The sequence below is a fragment of the Cylindrospermopsis curvispora GIHE-G1 genome, assembly GCF_014489415.1.
Classification (GTDB): Bacteria; Cyanobacteriota; Cyanobacteriia; order Cyanobacteriales; family Nostocaceae; genus Raphidiopsis; species Raphidiopsis curvispora_A.
In genome coordinates this window covers 561,604-578,600 of sequence record NZ_CP060822.1, presented here as the reverse complement: position 1 = coordinate 578,600, position 16,997 = coordinate 561,604, and the positions used below count along the sequence as shown (strand labels likewise).

Here is a 16,997-nt window from a genome sequence, read left to right as displayed (position 1 = left end):
CAACAAGGAAAAATGCGATTGTTTTGAGACCCCATAAGCCAAAAATTTGCACTTTTTTGTTCTGAAAATCCGCGAAAACCTGATTAATAACCGGTTTTATCCTTATTCAGCAAGCCCTAATTACAAACAACAAAAAATCATGGTTGCATCTTGATTGAATAACTAATTCATCCTTATCTTGCATTTTATCACTTTTTCAACCAGATCTCACTAAAACCTAGAGTAACTTTAAATATGAGTAATTATTTTGAGTCTATTTGTGTTACCGTTGTTACTATTTGTAGAAATGCTGAACCTCAAATTGAGGTAACAATGATGAGTGTGCTTCAGCAAACATATCGAAATATAGAATATGTAATTGTAGAGGGAGAATCAACAGATGAAACTTTACAAATTGTAAATAAAATTGCTAGTAATTTCCCACTTCGGACAATTAAAGTAATATCTGAATCTGATTATGGTATTGCCGATGCAATGAACAAGGGCGTTTTAAACTCTAGCGGTGATATTATCATTCATTTGCATGCAGGTGATAGTTTTATTGATAAAAATGTTCTAGATCAAGTTGTACAAACATATATGAAATCACCTTGGAGATGGGCAGTAGCTGGTTCAATTGTGGTCAATGAAAATAGAATTGCAACTCATGTATATAGACCACTAAACGATTACAAAAAACTAATCAAAAAGAATTTTATCCCTCATCAATCGACATTTTTAGTCAGAGATATTTTTGATAAGCATGGACTTTTTAGAGTCGATATGAAACAGGCTATGGATTACGAGTATTGGCTAAGAATTGTATTTGCCGGTGGTGAGCGTTTCACTATATTGCCTTTTAATACAACTTACTTTTTAAGTGGAGGACGTTCGTCAAAGTTATTTGAGTTATTAAGGTATCTTATATATACAAGAAATGATTTGCGTACCTGGGGAGTTAAACTATCTTTTTTTGAAGATACCATATTTTTGGGAAGAGTTATTGCTTTTCGGTGTTTTGCTGAAGTTAAAAATTTTTTAATTTCAGCACTATCTCACGTGAACTGAAAGTTAAACAACGTTGTGCAGTTGATAAATGCCATAATTATCTACTCAATCATACTGACTTTTTTAAATGCGTTTAAATGAAACAATTACAAGATTTTTAATCGTATTTACTGAAAATCTTACAAAGACAGCGGTAGAGCTAAATACTATATAATTTTATCTGAATTGATCAAAAAGGAGGTTTGTGTTGATTATTGGAATTGACATCCGTTTTGCGCTCAAAAAGCGTAGGGGAATAGGCAACTACACGCTCAATTTATTGCAATCTTTAGCAAAAATAGATCAGGAAAATCAGTATTTTCTTTATACAAATCAACCTGATTCTGAAAATATTTTACCAAAAGCTGCAAATTTTAAAATTAGAAACCTAGTTCCAGCTAATTATTTACTATGGGAACAGCTAATTCTACCAAGACAAGCAATCAAAGATCGCATAGACATACTTCATTGCACGGCTAACACATCTCCAGCGTTTCTAAAAAAAAGTACAAAACTCATAGTCACTATTCACGATGTGATGTATCTAAAAGATTCCGTACTATTGCCAAAGTCAAATGTTGCTTATCAAAGACTAGGTAGGATATACAGAAGTGCTATTGTCAGCAAAACTATTAGAAATGCTACTAAAGTGATTACAGTTTCTAACTTTTCTAAAAGTGATATTTTGCATCACTTCCCCAGTCTTCAAACAAGCTCAATTATAACTACCTATGAAGCACCGGATGCTGCATTTAGGATACTTGACAGGGGAAACGCATCTGAAATTATCAAGAATAGTTTTAATCTATCTGGAAAGTATTTATTAACTTTAGGTGGTACAGATCCACGAAAAAACACAAAATTAGTTATTAGAGCTTTTTCAAAGCTAAAGCAAACGAAAAACATTAATGAAAAGTTAGTTATTGTAGGAATTCCAAACTGGAAGCAGTCTGAATTTTATGATCTTGTTTGTTTGCTTCAATGCGAAAATGATGTTATTTTTACGGACTATGTTACTCAAAAGGAATTAGTATGTCTCTATAATTGTGCCACATTATTTATCTATCCTTCTTTATATGAAGGCTTTGGTATCCCACCTTTAGAATCAATGGTTTGTGGTACTCCAGTTATTACCTCCAATACAACATCTATTCCTGAAATTGTTGGAGATGCTGCTTTACAGGTAGACCCCAACAATCAAGAAGAACTTGAAGTAGCAGTATATAAATTATTAATTGACCACTCTTTAAGAGATAACTTAATTCAACGTGGATTAGCAAGAGCAAAGAAATTTTCTTGGCGAAGAATGGCTGAAGAAACTCTAGATGTCTATAAATCTATTATTGCCGATGATAATAACTTATGAAAATACTTTTTGTTACTCCGAGATTTCCTTATCCTCTGTTACGAGGAGATCAGTTTATACCTTATCATCGCCTTCGCATATTAAGTCAGCGGCATGAACTTACATTGTTAACCCTTTATCATAGTGCCTGGGAACTAGAAAATATTGATCAGATAAGTCATTATTGTAAAGCAATATATACTGTTCATCTCCCCAAATGGCAATCACTTATCAATGTAGGAAAAGGTTTATTTACTTCAGAATTACCTCTTCAAGCTTGTTACTACTCTTCTAGCAGGTTTCAGCAACAGCTAGATTCAATTTTAGCAGCCAATAAGTTTGATGTAGTTCATGCTTTTATGATGAGGATAGCCCCTTATTTTCATCATATACATACCCCTAAAATTATAGAACTTATTGATTCGATGCAATTAAATTTAAAGCGTCGTGTAGCTTTAGAATCTTTTCCTAAGCGCTTGATTTTTCAGAAGGAACTTCGACGAGTCACCCGTTACGAACGTGATTTACCTAACTTATTTAATAATTTGGTAGTTGTGTCTGAAAAGGATGCACAACTAATTCCTAGTGAACGAGTAAAGGTTATTCCATTCGGAATAGATACTGAATTTTTTAGTTTACAAAAACAACCACCAATAGAACCAACCCTAATTTTTTCTGGAAATATGAGTTATGCACCTAATATTCATGCTGTTAAGTGGTTTGTTGAACTTTGTCTACCCATAATTCAACAAACAATTCCTGATGTTAAACTTTTGATTGCTGGAGCAAACCCTACAACAGAAGTTCGCAGTTTAGAGCAAAAGAGAGGAGTTATAGTCACTGGCTTTGTAAAGTCTATGCCAGAAACTCTAAAAAAAGCTAAGATTGCGATCGCTCCCATGCAATCAGGATCAGGTATGCAAAGCAAAATTCTGGAAGCAATGGCTTCTGGACTACCTGTAGTTACTACAACCTTGGGACTTGGTTCTCTGAGTGCAAACCCTGGCAAGGAAATTTTGATAGGAGACAGTCCAGAAGATTTTGCAAAAGCTACGATTACTCTACTACAAAACTCTGATCTAGCCAGAGAGATTAGAAATCTTGCAAGACAATTTGTTGTGAATAAATATAGCTGGGAATTTTCAGCTAACCAAGTTGAAAACCTGTACAATCATATAATGCTTGATATAAGCAGATAAACTGAAGTTTTCAAGCAAAGAAATCTAAAATAATACATAGGAGTAAGATAAATTATGTTTGGAAGATCATTGAGTAGAGTTTTCAGAGCATTATTTGACTATAGAAACTATCTATCAGTTATAAAAGCACCTTTTGTATACGTGAATCCTATCCAGGATTTTCTGCAAGGCTATATCCTCCAAAAAGGTAATTATCCACATATAGTGCATCTCCAAACCCCGATTGGAGTTAATTCAATAGAGATATTAAACTCTTTAGACACATTCACCATTAATGAAATATTTTGTTGGGAAATTTATTATACAGACAACCAAGCCAAAGTAATTGTTGATCTCGGCTCAAATATTGGTGTCTCTGAACTATATTTCTTATCTAGAAATAACAGCAATATTGTGTATGGTTTTGAACCAGTATCTAAGCTATATGACCAACTTCAAAACAACATAAGTAAATTTAAGGATAGAGCTTTTAATCAGAAAGTTGCTATAAGTAACATAAATGGTACAAGTCAAATGGGAGTAGAAAGTTCAGGTAGATATGGAGGAATAGGAGTTAAAACTGAATCTCAAATAACAGTTCAGACTATTGATATTAATTTCGCACTGTCACAAGTTCTTTATTCTCATGACTTTATTGATATTCTAAAAATGGATATTGAAGGTTTGGAAGAGATAGTACTAAACTCAATATCTCCAGATATTCTCTCAAGAATCAAGATCATATATGTTGAGGCTGGAGATGATAACAAGTTTTTTCCACAAAACCTAAAAAAAAGCTTCAAACATTTTCCTCATCGAGGAATCTGTAAATACGTCAATACTTTATTATAAGCTAAGGGTAGCACCCTAGTAGCGTGCAGCGTAAGTGAACCATAGTCAAAACCTGCACATACAGCCGACCTGAAATTCTCATTCCCTGTGCTTGCATCTCATCTAAAACATACTTAACACTAGCCAACACACCCTATAGTGTATAAGTTGCATAGGTTAACAGAAGAGGAGATTAAGATAACTGGCGATCGCTATAATAAAACTAGACTAATTAACTTGTAACTTATCATGGAAAACATTACCATTCAAGTTGAGCCAGAAATTGCCAATTAGACAGTGGTTAATCAAGAGCCAGCGAGATTTAAAGGCTGCGTATGTGTTACTTAATAATGAAGAATCTCTGTTGGATGCTGTTGTTTACCATTTTAGTACTTAATTTCTTAAGTACATTGGTTTGCATTTCATTCAACCGCATACCGCTATAACTTATTTAATAATTTGGTAGTTGTGTCTGAAAAAGATGCACAACTAATTCCTAGTGAACGAGTAAAGGTTATTCCATTCGGAATAGATACTGAATTTTTTAGTTTACAAAAACAACCACCAATAGAACCAACCCTAATTTTTTCTGGAAATATGAGTTATGCACCTAATATTCATGCTGTTAAGTGGTTTGTTGAACTTTGTCTACCCATAATTCAACAAACAGTTCCTGATGTTAAACTTTTGATTGCTGGAGCAACCCCTACAACAGAAGTTCGTATTCAAACACTTTTCTCATCGAGGAATTTGTAAATGCTTGAATACTTCATTATAAAAAATGACTAAAAAAGCGCTAATCACCGGATTAACGGGTCAAGATGGCTCATATCTTGCCGAACTCCTCCTATCCCAAGGATACCAAGTATTTGGCTTAGTCCGTCGCTCCAGTTCTGGAAACCTTGAACGGATTCATCACCTCAGTGGTACTGTTGAAATTCTTTCTGGTGATCTTCTCGACCAATCCTCACTCATGGATGTGATTACAGAATCTCAACCAGACGAAATTTATAACCTGGCTTCCCAAAGCTATATTCCTACATCATGGACACAACCATCTCTCACTGCGGAATACACTGCTTTGGGTGTTTCTCGTCTCTTAGAATCCATTCGTCGTTGTAAACCTGATGCGAGATTTTACCAAGCCTCCAGTAGTGAAGTTTTTGGTCAGCCTGACGTATCTCCCCAAAACGAGCTTACAGCCTTCCGTCCCCGCAATCCCTACGGTGTCGCTAAGGCGTATGCCCATTGGATGACTATCAATTATCGCCAACAATATAACCTTTACACTTGCTGCGGTATTACTTATACTCACGAATCACCCCGACGTGGTGCAGAATTTGTATTTCGCAAAATCACCCGAACTGCGGCCATGATTAAGCTGGGATTAGCTAATCAATTGAAATTGGGAAATTTAGATGCCCGTCGTGATTGGTGCTACGCCAAAGATGCTGTAAACGCTATGTGGTTGATGCTACAGCAACAGCAGCCTGATGATTATATTATTGCTAGTGGTGAAACCCACTCAGTCAAGGAATTGGTAGAGTGTGCTTTTAACTTTGTTCGGTTAAACTGGCAAGATTATGTAGTAGTTGATCCGTCCTTTTACCGACCAGATGAATCAGTGCAATTAGTGGGTAATATTGATAAAATTCACAACCAATTAGGTTGGAAACCTGAATATTCCTTTGAACAATTGGTAGAACTAATGGTAGATCATGACCTGAAGGAATTAGTAAGAGGAGATTAAGATAATTCAGGATAGTATAAAACAGAAATAACTGGCGATCGCTTGTAATTGCCAGTGCATTAATCTTCTCTAAAACCAGCCTAATCTATACTAATATTAATCATACAGAAAACTATAAGGGATTTATTCCATGTCTCCGGACAGTCTCCAGGTGTGGGTCAATTCAACCAAATCACGGTTGATTCCCTGGCGATCTCACGAGTGCTTCGCAATCGCTCTGTTCTTTTAAAACAAATTTACATTGTACCGTAATTAATAAAACACGTGTTGGGTTTCGTTCCTCAACCCAAACTACAATCACTACAATATGACAAAATTAGTCGGTTAAAACCGACCACGGACAGTATCCAGGTGTGGATTAATTCAAACAATAACAGGTAATTGGCGATCTCCCATAGGGAGTGCTTTTAGTCTAAACTCCAGTTTTTAAAAACCCCCAAGGGTATTCGAGTGCAGTAACATCTGAGTTTTTGGTGCAATTTGCCTCACCATATCTATACCTCCCATTCACTTTGGTACTGACTCAATCGGTTTAATTTACCATAACATGGTTTGTGTAGGGGTGTTGAGTTTAATCAACCCAACCTTGGTCAGAAAAGACCGCTTTGTAGCAAGGGTCACCACGATAATCTCCCTGACGACTTTCGATAGTTTGCACAAACTGGGAAACCTCTAATAATTACATACAACCTGGATACACCCAAACCCAGAGCGATCGCCCTGAATAATGGAATTGTCCCATTAATTTGACACAGCAATTTACCTATTTTATCAAAAAATTATCAATAAAATCAGTAATTTCCTGATAAAAAACCCGCCCTTTTTCCCTACTACTACTCGCAGTTACTAATAACCTTAAAGTTTCCACTAATGAACTGATAGTAGCATCACAAACCAAATCAAACAACTGATTTAAATCATCTTGGTTTCGTTGTCCATAGGACAAAGCATGAATATAATCATTACGAATTTGATTATTAATCACTACAATAGGGTATCCGGCACGAATTAACAATAAATTCATTAATAATCTAGCCGTTCTGCCATTCCCATCTCGAAAAGGATGGATAGAAACAAAACGATAATGTGCCATGGTTGCATATTCTACAGGATGGAGTGTTAAAGCAGCATCTGAATTGAGCCAGATCACAAAATCTGTCATTAAAGGAAAAATCTGTTTTTTGACTTAAACCAATAACCTGATCAATAAACAGTTCATAAAGCTGAGAATAAGAACTTGTTGGCATCCGTACATTGTCCGACCTTAAATGTTTGCTGATTTTAAAAGTATAGTTGAGATATGATTTACTTGTCAACAGCATCAGATTTTTTGCATAAGTCTAGAGAATATGGCGATTAATTTACATTTCTTTACCGGTTATGCATTGAGTATTTTTGAAGCGAATGCGCTATCACGCTCTATCAGGCCAAAAGTCAGGACTCATGACCTAAATGGACACACTTGAGGAAATTGTTCATCTGGTAAATCAGTTTCGGCGATCGCTAAATCCCTAGCTTCCGACCGGCTTTCATTTAACGCTTCCTGTAAACGGGATTTTAGACCAGGATTTCGCCTCAACAATTTAGCAATAAGTGGGTCAGTGGAATTAAATATAAGATTAACGTAGGTTGGGTTTCGTTCCTCAACCCAACCTACAAATAATTGTGCCTCCCTACTTAATTACCTTAATATTTACCCTTACATTTCAAGTATAAGTGCGGAGAAAAATGTCCGGTTATGGATTTAGGGATATGATAGCATGAGTTTGGGTCTCTTATATGAGGTTAATTAACTATGGAATCAGAATACCGACAACGTCGTGAACAGGTAATGGCAAAAATCAGTGGGGGGACCGCAATATTCCGCAGCGCTCCCACAGCTGTCATGCACAATGATGTGGAATATGTTTATAGACAAGATAGTGATTTCTATTATTTAACTGGTTTCAATGAACCGGAAGCAGTAGCAGTTTTGGCACCTCACCATGGGGAACACCGCTTTATCTTATTTGTACAACCTAAGGACAGGGAAAAGGAGGTGTGGAGTGGTTATCGTTGTGGGGTGGAGGGTGCTAAGGAAATTTATGGCGCGGATATGGCCTACCCTATTACTGAATTGGATGACAAGCTACCACAATATTTACAAAAAGCTGAACGGATATATTATCACCTGGGTAGGGATAGCCATTTTAATGATAGGATAATCAGACATTACCAAAATTTACTTGTTACTCGTCCTAGAAGGGGTACTGGACCAATCGCTATTGAAGATACGGGTCCTATTCTACATGGTTTAAGATTACATAAAAGCAATTTTGAAGTAGATCTAATGCGCCAGGCGGCGGATATTGCTGTATCAGCACATAACCACGCGATGAGTATTGCTAGACCTGGCAGTTATGAATATGAAATCCAAGCGGAAATAGAGCACATTTTCCGCTTGCAGGGTGGTATGGGTCCTGCTTATCCTTCTATTGTCGCAGCTGGTAAAAATGCTTGTGTTCTACACTATATAGAAAACAATTACCAAATGCAAGAACAGGAATTGTTACTAATTGATGCTGGTTGTGCCTATAGATATTACAATTCGGATATTACTAGAACCTTTCCTGTAAATGGTAAGTTTACACCAGAACAAAAGGCTTTATATGAAATAGTATTGGAAGCACAAAAACAGGCAATTCAAGAAGTCAAACCGGGCAATGGATTTGATGCACCTCATAAGAAAGCAGTACAGGTTCTTACAGAAGGGTTAGTGGAGGTGGGTTTACTTAAAGGAGAGGTTAACCAGCTCATACAGGAAGGAAAGTATAAACAATTCTATATGCACCGTACTAGTCACTGGTTAGGATTAGATGTGCATGATGTTGGTGTTTATCAACATGGGGAAGTTCCACAAGTTTTACAACCAGGACAGGTGTTAACTATAGAACCAGGTCTTTATATTGTACCACATACCCCACCCGCTGAAGACCAACCCCCTATTGATGACCGTTGGGTGGGAATTGGTATTAGGATAGAAGATGATGTGTTGGTTACCCCCCAGGGAAATGAGGTCTTAACTGCGGGAGTTCCTAAGGAAATTGCTGATCTAGAACGAACCTGATTGGTAAATTAGTAACGGTCAACCATCTGCTATGATTGACCTGGCTTTACTAATTTTTGCAGGAGCTGAAAATGGGCAAGAAATATGATGTTTATGGTGTGGGTAACGCTCTGGTAGATATAGAATATGAGGTGTCTACTGATTTATTGGAAAAGTTACACATTGATAAGGGTGTAATGACACTCTTAGATGAAGAAACTCAACATCATATTTTGGAAAATCTCCAACACCTGGATCATCATAAAAGTTGTGGGGGTTCAGCAGCAAATACGATGGTAGCTATTGGACAACTGGGAGGTAACCCTTTTTATTCCTGTAAGGTGGCTAAGGATGAGTTTGGTAAGTTCTACATTCAAGATCTACTTGATTCCCACGTGCAAACTAATCTCCAAAATGCTGATTTACAGTCAGGAGTTACAGGTAAATGTTTAGTCCTGGTTACCCCCGATGCTGACCGCACTCTCAACACGTTTCTGGGAATCAGTGCGGAGTTTTCTACCCAGGAATTGGTTCCAGAAGCAATTACAGCTGCTGAATATTTATATATCGAGGGTTATTTAGTTACTTCCCCCACCGCTAAAGCAGCAGCTATTCAAGCTAGAGATATTGCTATAGCTGCTGGTGTGAAAACTACCATGTCTTTATCGGACTATAATATGGTACGGTTCTTTGGGGATGGTCTAGTAGATATGATTGGACCTGGTCTGGATTTTATTTTTGCTAATGAAACTGAAGCTCTGGGTTTGGCACAAACTACGGATTTTCAGGTGGCTATAGATAAAATGAAGCTCCTTAGTCGGGGGTTTGCTATTACTCGCGGATCTCAGGGTTCTATAGTATTTGATGGCGAACAGTTAATTGAAATCCCTGCACCCCCAGTTCATGCTGTGGACACTGTTGGTGCAGGAGATATGTATGCGGGAGCTTTTCTTTATGGTATTACCCACGGGATGAGTTATCCCCTAGCAGGAAAGTTGGCATCCACCGCAGCTTCTCAAATCGTCACGGTCTACGGTCCTAGATTGAAAACTCCTCAACTGCTGCAATTGCTCCAAAGTTTCTCCACTGCTGTTTAACCACCAGCAACTGCAGGAACAATACTTATCTCGTCTCCATCCTTAAGAGCTGTTTCTGTGCCATCCAAAAAACGAATGTCCTCGCTGTTTACATACAAGTTTAAAAACCTGCGAGGAATTCCTTTATCATCACGCAATTTACCCTTAATCCCGGGAAAGGTTTTTTCTAGGGTGTCTAATAATTCGTTTACACTGCTACCACTACATTCTACCACCGCTTGGTTATTGGTGTCTTTTTGTAGCGTTGTGGGAACTAAAACTTTTATGGCCATAGTTAATTTTTAGTTGGTTAGTTGATTAGTTGGTTGGTTAATTGCATTAATTAGGCATTAATCCAAAAACCAACAAGTCATTCCGGTTCGATAGAAAATCTAATTAAACAAGGACTTGTTGCCATTCTAAACGATCCAGAGTGCGAGATCTCTCTAATGCCCGCTCGAAACTGTCTAGTTTGGCTTCAATGGTCAGCGGTTCGCCTACGTAACCCTGTAATGCTTCCTGGGTCTTCAAACCATTACCAGTGATATACACCACTGTGGTTTCATCTGGGTCTATTTTACCAGCTTCCACTAATTTTTTCAACACGGCAATGGTGGTACCACCCGCTGTTTCTGTGAAGATACCTTCGGTTTCCGCTAGTAGTTTAATTCCTTCGATAATTTCGTTATCATTGACTGACTCTATATTACCACCTGTTTTTTGAGCTATTTCTACTGCGTAAACCCCATCCGCAGGATTGCCAATGGCAATGGATTTGGCAATTGTATTCGGTTTTACTGGTTGGATAAAGTCCCTACCTGCTTTAAACGCTGTGGCAATTGGTGAGCAACCTTCCGCTTGCGCACCACTAAAGCGAACTTTCTTACCTTCTACTAAGCCAACTTCCGTAAATTCTTGGAAGCCTTTATAAATCTTGGTGAATAGGGATCCAGAAGCTAGGGGCGCTACTATATGGTCTGGTAATTCCCAACCCAGTTGCTCCGCAACCTCAAAACCCAGGGTCTTAGAACCTTCGGAATAGTAAGGACGCAGGTTAATATTTACAAACCCCCAACCATGGGTATTAGCTACTTCTGAACACAGGCGGTTCACTTGATCGTAGTTCCCTTTCACAGCCATTAAGGTGGGACTATAAATTAAACTCCCTAATACTTTACCAGCTTCTAAATCAGCAGGAATAAATACACAACAGTCTAAACCAGCATGAGCCGCGATCGCTGCTGTGGAATTGGCTAGGTTCCCTGTACTCGCACAGGAAACGGTTGTAAAACCTAGCTCCCTAGCTCTGCTCAAAGCCACGGATACCACCCGATCTTTAAAGCTCAGGGTGGGCATATTCACTGCATCATTTTTAATATAAAGTTTATTTAAACCCAGGCGTCGCGCTAAACGGTGAGAACGTACCAGGGGGGTCATCCCTGTCCCCACATCTATATAGTTTTCGGTAGCTACGGGTAAAAACTGACGATACCGCCAAATGGAGTGGGGACCAGCTTCAATAGTCGCTCGACTTACAGACTGACGCAAAACACTATAGTCGTATTTCACTTCTAGCGGACCAAAACAAAGCTCACAAACATGTGTGGCCTGCAGTTCATATTCCGCTCCACATTCCTTACACTTGAGAGCTTTTAATATGCTAGGATTGGCTGTGTTTAGATTTGCGATCGCCTGAGTCATAACTACTTTTCCCCGTATATCCGTTGACTATGAGAAAAATACTAACATGACTCAAATTACTCGTCAAACATACCCGACTAAAAAAGTCGGATATGCTAACCACCATTGACGGGGGGGATGAGCACGACTTCATCTCCATGGTTGAGGATGGTGTCCGGATCTACAAACATCAGGTTAATGCCAAATCTGGTAATATCACGCCATTGACTCAATTTGGGATGTTCCCAAATCATGCGATCGCAAATAGACTTAACGGGTGTATGCTCAGGAAATTCCCACTCCAGTTCTGTGACTCCGTAGGCTTCTTGGTAGGCGGCAAACAGCTTAATTTTGACCAGAACTAAATTTGAGGGCATAGGTATATAAATATATATTTAATCATGTATTTAATCTCCACCAGCTTCTCCCCACTCACGAATAGCGGGGAAAACAGAAGAGTAATCATCTTCTGGATAAGACATTTTCATAGCTGACTGCAAGATATATTTTACGCCCTCAATGCTGCTGAGATTCAAACCCAGGGATTTAGCCTCGCTAATAAACAGATCTATTTCTTTGATTAACTGTTTGGTAGGTAAATTAGCCTGAGTGTAATTACCATGTAACATGCGACTCAGATTTTGATCGAAAGTGGGTGCATAGAGTTTACTCTCCCGCAGGACACGCATAAATAATTCCGTGTCTATACCTTGTAATTGAACAAATGCTAAACTGAGAGCGAAACTAGTGGTCAGGGAAGCGATGAGCTGATTGAGTGCGAGGGTGAGGGAAGATGCGGATCCCACCTCCCCCACATAAACAGGATTGGGTCCAAAATGGGACAATAAATTAACGTGGCGTTCATATTGTTCCCTTTCACCACCAACCATAACAATCAGCTGACCTGTTTCAGCTTCGGGAATGCTACCCAGTACGGGCGCTTCTATGTACTCACCACCTGCTGCAACTACAGCATTACGGATTTCTTGACTTTCTATGGGAGCAATGGTTCCCATTTGAATTACACTGCGTCCTGATAAGGCGTGCCAAGAGGTATCCGTAAGTAGTAGATGATAAATAGCAGCGGCGTTAGAGAGCATAAGAATAATACAGTCAGCAGCACGAATGGCTTGACGGGGTTTGACGGCAATTTCTGCACCTGCTGCTTGAAGAGGTGTTAATTTTTCTGGGGTGCGATTATAAGCAATTAGTTCAATATTAGCTGCTAATAACCGTTGAGCCATTGGTAGTCCCATTAATCCAGTTCCCAGAAATGCCACCTTCATGTTTTGTGTTCCTTGTTACTGTTTGTTGACTGTTGATTTTTAGATATCAAACTCCAAGAAATTAGCCTCCAGCTGCAAAAGTTGCCATAATTACAACTGAAAGCAAAAGTCCAGGGGTAAGTAGGGTAACTAAAACAATCAAATCATGGGTACTCATAGTTATTTACCAAGGTTTAGATTATGGGTAGATTATAGCTACAGCAATTGACACTGCTATGTTAACCATTAACCTCTCAAAAAACCACTGGTGTAATAAATCCTTGGAGAGGTAACTGACTTTGGGTGGTTGTGAGTCCTTTGCTCTGTACTAAAACCCCAAAATTGCCTAGTCCTTCTGGGGAAATTAGTTGGTGTAGAGCTTCCCGACGTTTTAGCAGTTGTGATAGGGGGTGTTGTTGATAGGAGAGGGCGCATATTCTATCACCTAAACCCAAAGCCATCAAAAATAATCCTTGTTGTGTCCAACCCACGGGATCTAACCCACACCGTTTACCCCAGTTTTCTAAAGCTGTGAAGTCTATATAGGTGGTAATGTCTTGTTCTCCCACTTTAATATAGGGGTTATGGTGGTAACGGTGTTGGTAGTAGCACTGTAATGTCCCTTGAGATCTTCGAGGATGATAATATCGAGTTGCAGGGTAGCCATAATCTATTGTTAGCACATAGCCGCGCTGTAAGCAGTTAGCCACTATACTTAACCAGTCTAAAGCAGCTAGGTTGATTTCACTGCGATAATTTTCTGGATAGGTATTTTGACTGATGTCAATTTCCACTAACTGTAGATATTCTGCTAATTTGGGTGTGGATGGTTCCCCTACTACCTCCATAAATTCTATGGGGTTGCTCCTATCTGCTCTATAGGTCACATAAATTTCTTGTAATTTGCCTTTTTGTAAAATGAACTGATGAACTGGGAAAGCATCCACTAGTTCATTGGAAAAAAAACAACCTACAATCGAACCAGGTAGAATTTCTGGTAGATCTAACCATTGGACGGAAAATCCCTCCAATGTTTGTTGTTGTTCCTGTTTTAATTTGGGGGATTTTTCAATAATAATATATTCTATTATTTCCCAAAAGTCTGGATGATGATTTTTTAAAAACTTGAGAATCTGGCATGCCAAAACACCGGTTCCCCCACCCATTTCTACCAGGTAAAAAGGTCTAGGTTGATCTAAATTCTCCCACATTTGCAAAAACTGTTTGGCAAGCAACTCACCAAAATCATCACCTAAACTGGGGGAGGTGAAAAAATCACCACCTGCAAAGCCAATTTGCCCTGAATGGCCAGAATAATAGCCATATTCACTATGATATAAAACCAAATCCATATATTCTGCAAAACTAATACGTCTCTGGTCGCTGGTGTCAATATAATCGGCAATAATTTGATATAAGGGAAAATTTAGATTCATTAGATTCATTCGTTTGATGGGGAAAAAAGTCATACCCCATTTCCCCAACCCAAAAACTATCTGTCAACCGAACCCATAATCACGTCAATACTACCGAGAATCACCACAATATCCGCTACCTTAACACCCCGTAATAAACTGGGCAGAATTTGCAGATTGTTGAAGTCAGCAGGACGAATTTTCCAACGCCAGGGGAAGACATTATTATCACCTACTAAATAAATGCCTAGTTCTCCCTTACCACTTTCCACACGGGAGTAAATTTCCCCAGCAGGAATTTTAAAGGTGGGAGCAACTTTTTTGGCCACATATTGATAATCAAAGCTATCCCATTCGGATTTAGGTCCAGCCATCATGCGTTTTGCTTCTAAATTCTCATAAGGACCACCTGGCAATCCTTTTAGAGCTTGCTTGATGATTTTTACGGATTCGCGCATTTCTCGCATTCTTACCATATACCTAGCAAGACAGTCACCTGCGGTTTCCCACTGTACTTCCCAGTCGAAATCGTCGTAACACTCATAATGATCAACTTTCCGCAGATCCCATTTCACTCCCGAACCCCGTAACATCGGACCTGAAAGACTCCAGTTAATCGCTTCTTCCCGGGTAATTGTCCCAATCCCCTCAATCCGACGACGGAATATAGGATTGTTGGTAACTAACCGTTCGTATTCATCTACTTTGGGAAGGAAATAATCACAAAATTCTTCACATTTATCTACCCAACCATAGGGTAAATCCACTGCTACTCCACCAACCCGGAAATAGTTGTTGTTTACCATGCGATAACCTGTTGCTGCTTCCCACAGGTCATATATCATTTCCCTTTCCCGGAATTGATAAAAGAAGGGCGTTTGAGCACCTACATCCGCTAAGAAAGGTCCAAACCATAATAGATGGTTGGCAATACGATTTAACTCTAGCATAATTACACGAATGTAACTGGCCCGTTTGGGAACTGTAATACCTGCTAGTTTTTCCGGTGCATTGACTGTTACCGCTTCGTTGAACATCCCCGCAGCATAGTCCCAACGACTAACATAGGGAACATACATAATAGTTGAGCGGTTCTCGGCAATTTTCTCCATCCCCCGGTGTAAATAACCAATGACGGGTTCGCAGTCAACTACATCCTCTCCATCTAGGGTGACTATTAATCTCAACACCCCGTGCATTGAGGGGTGATGAGGACCCATATTTAGCACCATCGGTTCCGTGCGGGTTTCTATTCTACTCATGGATTTTCTCCCATTTTTAACAGTTTGTATTGAACCGCTGCTAATCAGATGCTATTGACCGCATCTGCCCAATTTTAGTTTGTCAGGACAGCAGGATTGCAGTTGTACTTTTTGGACTTGATGTTTGATTTTTCTTCTCCCATTTTGCCACTCTCGGAGTATTTTAGGCATAGGTTTAAATCTATTAAATCTATTGGGGGAAGCTAAAAATGGTGGTTACGAACCTCTAGGGCATATTTTTCTACAGCCTTGGTGATTTCTTGCCGTAAATCTGTATAAACTTTGGCAAATGGTGGTTGTTTTTCAGAAAGTCCTAAAACATCTGAAGTGACTAATATCTGACCATTACATTCTTGCCCCGCCCCAATTCCAATGGTAGGAATACTCAATTCTTTTGTGATTTTAACTGCTAAATGACTGGGTATATGCTCTAAAACCAGGGCAAACACACCCGCCTGTTCTAGGGCGATCGCCTGGTGAAAAATCAGGTCGGCAGTCTGGGGGGTTTTGCCTTGTTGCTTGAGACCCAATTGATGTATGGATTGTGGGGTTAAACCTAAATGACCTAGTACGGGAATACCTGCTTGTACTAATCTGGATATAATATCAATCATGGCGGGATAACCCCCTTCTAATTTTACCCCCTGGGCTCCTGTTTCCTTCAATACCCTCCCCGCTGACTGCATGGCTTGGGATATGCTTTCTTGATAGGTTAAAAAGGGTAGATCTACTACTAACAAAGCTCGTTTAATCCCGCGCTTTACGGCTTTCGCATGATGAATGATCTCTTCTAAGGTCACAGGCAAGGTGGTTTCATAACCCAGAATCACCGACAGAGAATCCCCCACTAGAATTAAATCCACCCCAGCAGCATCTAACAGTTGGGCGATCGCATAGTCCCAAGCGGTCAAAGCCACAATAGGTCTTCCTTGTTGTTTCCACTGTTTTAATTGCTGGGTGTTAATCGGCATAATTGGTCCAAAGTAGGTAGATGGTAAAAAAGAAAGAAAAGTTAAAAATTTCTTCTCATAAGAAATTTAAATCTATCAATTCCAAACATTAAAAGAATAAGTGATCCAATTCT

General features: G+C 39.0%; 17 protein-coding genes. 8 read left to right on the top strand and 9 right to left on the bottom strand.

Going from position 1 to position 16,997, the window contains the following annotated elements:
- Positions 1-234 precede the first annotated feature (234 nt).
- The 6 genes from IAR63_RS02845 to IAR63_RS02820 all read left to right on the top strand — a co-directional run bounded on the left by IAR63_RS02845 (position 235) and on the right by IAR63_RS02820 (position 6,130).
- Positions 235-1,047 carry a glycosyltransferase family 2 protein gene (locus IAR63_RS02845; protein ID WP_187706512.1) on the top strand — a complete coding sequence of 271 codons (813 nt, stop codon included), beginning with the start codon at positions 235-237 and terminating at the stop codon, positions 1,045-1,047.
- A 184-nt stretch (positions 1,048-1,231) separates the two neighbouring features.
- Positions 1,232-2,392 (top strand): glycosyltransferase family 4 protein, encoded by a 1,161-nt coding sequence (locus IAR63_RS02840; RefSeq protein ID WP_187706511.1) that lies wholly within the window; start codon positions 1,232-1,234, stop codon positions 2,390-2,392.
- Positions 2,389-3,570 (top strand): glycosyltransferase family 4 protein, encoded by a 1,182-nt coding sequence (locus IAR63_RS02835; protein WP_187706510.1) that lies wholly within the window; start codon positions 2,389-2,391, stop codon positions 3,568-3,570. The genes IAR63_RS02840 and IAR63_RS02835 overlap by 4 nt, the downstream gene beginning before the upstream one ends.
- Before the next feature lie 54 nt (positions 3,571-3,624).
- Entirely contained in the window at positions 3,625-4,401 is a 777-nt protein-coding gene (locus IAR63_RS02830) for an FkbM family methyltransferase (protein WP_187706509.1), read from the top strand.
- Positions 4,402-4,848: 447 nt separating this feature from the next.
- Positions 4,849-5,136: a glycosyltransferase family protein gene (locus IAR63_RS02825; protein WP_187706508.1), complete on the top strand. Its 288-nt coding sequence runs from the start codon at positions 4,849-4,851 to the stop codon at positions 5,134-5,136.
- A gap of 25 nt (positions 5,137-5,161) precedes the next feature.
- A complete protein-coding gene (locus tag IAR63_RS02820) occupies positions 5,162-6,130 on the top strand; it encodes a GDP-mannose 4,6-dehydratase (protein WP_187706507.1) in 969 nt (322 codons plus the stop codon).
- A 763-nt stretch (positions 6,131-6,893) separates the two neighbouring features.
- Here the strand turns inward: IAR63_RS02820 and IAR63_RS02815 are convergent.
- Both IAR63_RS02815 and IAR63_RS02810 read right to left on the bottom strand, forming a co-directional pair.
- Positions 6,894-7,292, bottom strand: a complete 399-nt coding sequence (locus IAR63_RS02815; protein ID WP_235678339.1) for a Fic family protein — start codon at positions 7,290-7,292, stop codon at positions 6,894-6,896.
- A gap of 279 nt (positions 7,293-7,571) precedes the next feature.
- The gene (locus IAR63_RS02810; protein ID WP_223007696.1) at positions 7,572-7,709 is read right to left on the bottom strand and encodes a DUF29 family protein; all 138 of its coding nucleotides are present in this window, start codon (positions 7,707-7,709) and stop codon (positions 7,572-7,574) included.
- A 216-nt stretch (positions 7,710-7,925) separates the two neighbouring features.
- Here IAR63_RS02810 and IAR63_RS02805 point away from each other — a divergent pair, with 216 nt between their 5' ends.
- Complete coding sequence (locus tag IAR63_RS02805; protein ID WP_187706506.1) at positions 7,926-9,236, top strand: aminopeptidase P N-terminal domain-containing protein; 1,311 nt, start codon at positions 7,926-7,928, stop codon at positions 9,234-9,236.
- Between the two features lie 71 nt (positions 9,237-9,307).
- Positions 9,308-10,312 (top strand): adenosine kinase, encoded by a 1,005-nt coding sequence (locus IAR63_RS02800; RefSeq protein ID WP_187706505.1) that lies wholly within the window; start codon positions 9,308-9,310, stop codon positions 10,310-10,312.
- On the opposite strand, the gene IAR63_RS02795 is transcribed toward IAR63_RS02800, so the two are convergent.
- The 7 genes from IAR63_RS02795 to panB form a co-directional block, all read right to left on the bottom strand.
- Positions 10,309-10,584 (bottom strand): MoaD/ThiS family protein, encoded by a 276-nt coding sequence (locus tag IAR63_RS02795; RefSeq protein WP_187706504.1) that lies wholly within the window; start codon positions 10,582-10,584, stop codon positions 10,309-10,311. The two genes, IAR63_RS02800 and IAR63_RS02795, sit on opposite strands and share 4 nt — an antisense overlap.
- Positions 10,585-10,687: 103 nt before the next feature.
- Complete coding sequence (gene thrC / locus IAR63_RS02790) at positions 10,688-11,992, bottom strand: threonine synthase (RefSeq protein WP_187706503.1); 1,305 nt, start codon at positions 11,990-11,992, stop codon at positions 10,688-10,690.
- Positions 11,993-12,087: 95 nt separating this feature from the next.
- The gene (locus IAR63_RS02785) at positions 12,088-12,348 is read right to left on the bottom strand and encodes a MoaD/ThiS family protein (RefSeq protein ID WP_096547332.1); all 261 of its coding nucleotides are present in this window, start codon (positions 12,346-12,348) and stop codon (positions 12,088-12,090) included.
- A 30-nt stretch (positions 12,349-12,378) separates the two neighbouring features.
- The gene (locus IAR63_RS02780; RefSeq protein ID WP_061547219.1) at positions 12,379-13,257 is read right to left on the bottom strand and encodes an NAD(P)-dependent oxidoreductase; all 879 of its coding nucleotides are present in this window, start codon (positions 13,255-13,257) and stop codon (positions 12,379-12,381) included.
- A gap of 233 nt (positions 13,258-13,490) precedes the next feature.
- The gene (locus tag IAR63_RS02775; protein ID WP_187706502.1) at positions 13,491-14,672 is read right to left on the bottom strand and encodes a class I SAM-dependent methyltransferase; all 1,182 of its coding nucleotides are present in this window, start codon (positions 14,670-14,672) and stop codon (positions 13,491-13,493) included.
- 56 nt (positions 14,673-14,728) lie between these two features.
- Positions 14,729-15,913 carry an NAD(P)H-quinone oxidoreductase subunit H gene (locus IAR63_RS02770; RefSeq protein ID WP_096547331.1) on the bottom strand — a complete coding sequence of 395 codons (1,185 nt, stop codon included), beginning with the start codon at positions 15,911-15,913 and terminating at the stop codon, positions 14,729-14,731.
- A gap of 203 nt (positions 15,914-16,116) precedes the next feature.
- Positions 16,117-16,884, bottom strand: coding sequence for a 3-methyl-2-oxobutanoate hydroxymethyltransferase (panB, locus tag IAR63_RS02765; RefSeq protein WP_187706501.1), 768 nt, complete (start codon positions 16,882-16,884; stop codon positions 16,117-16,119).
- Between the last annotated feature and the right edge of the window lie 113 nt (positions 16,885-16,997).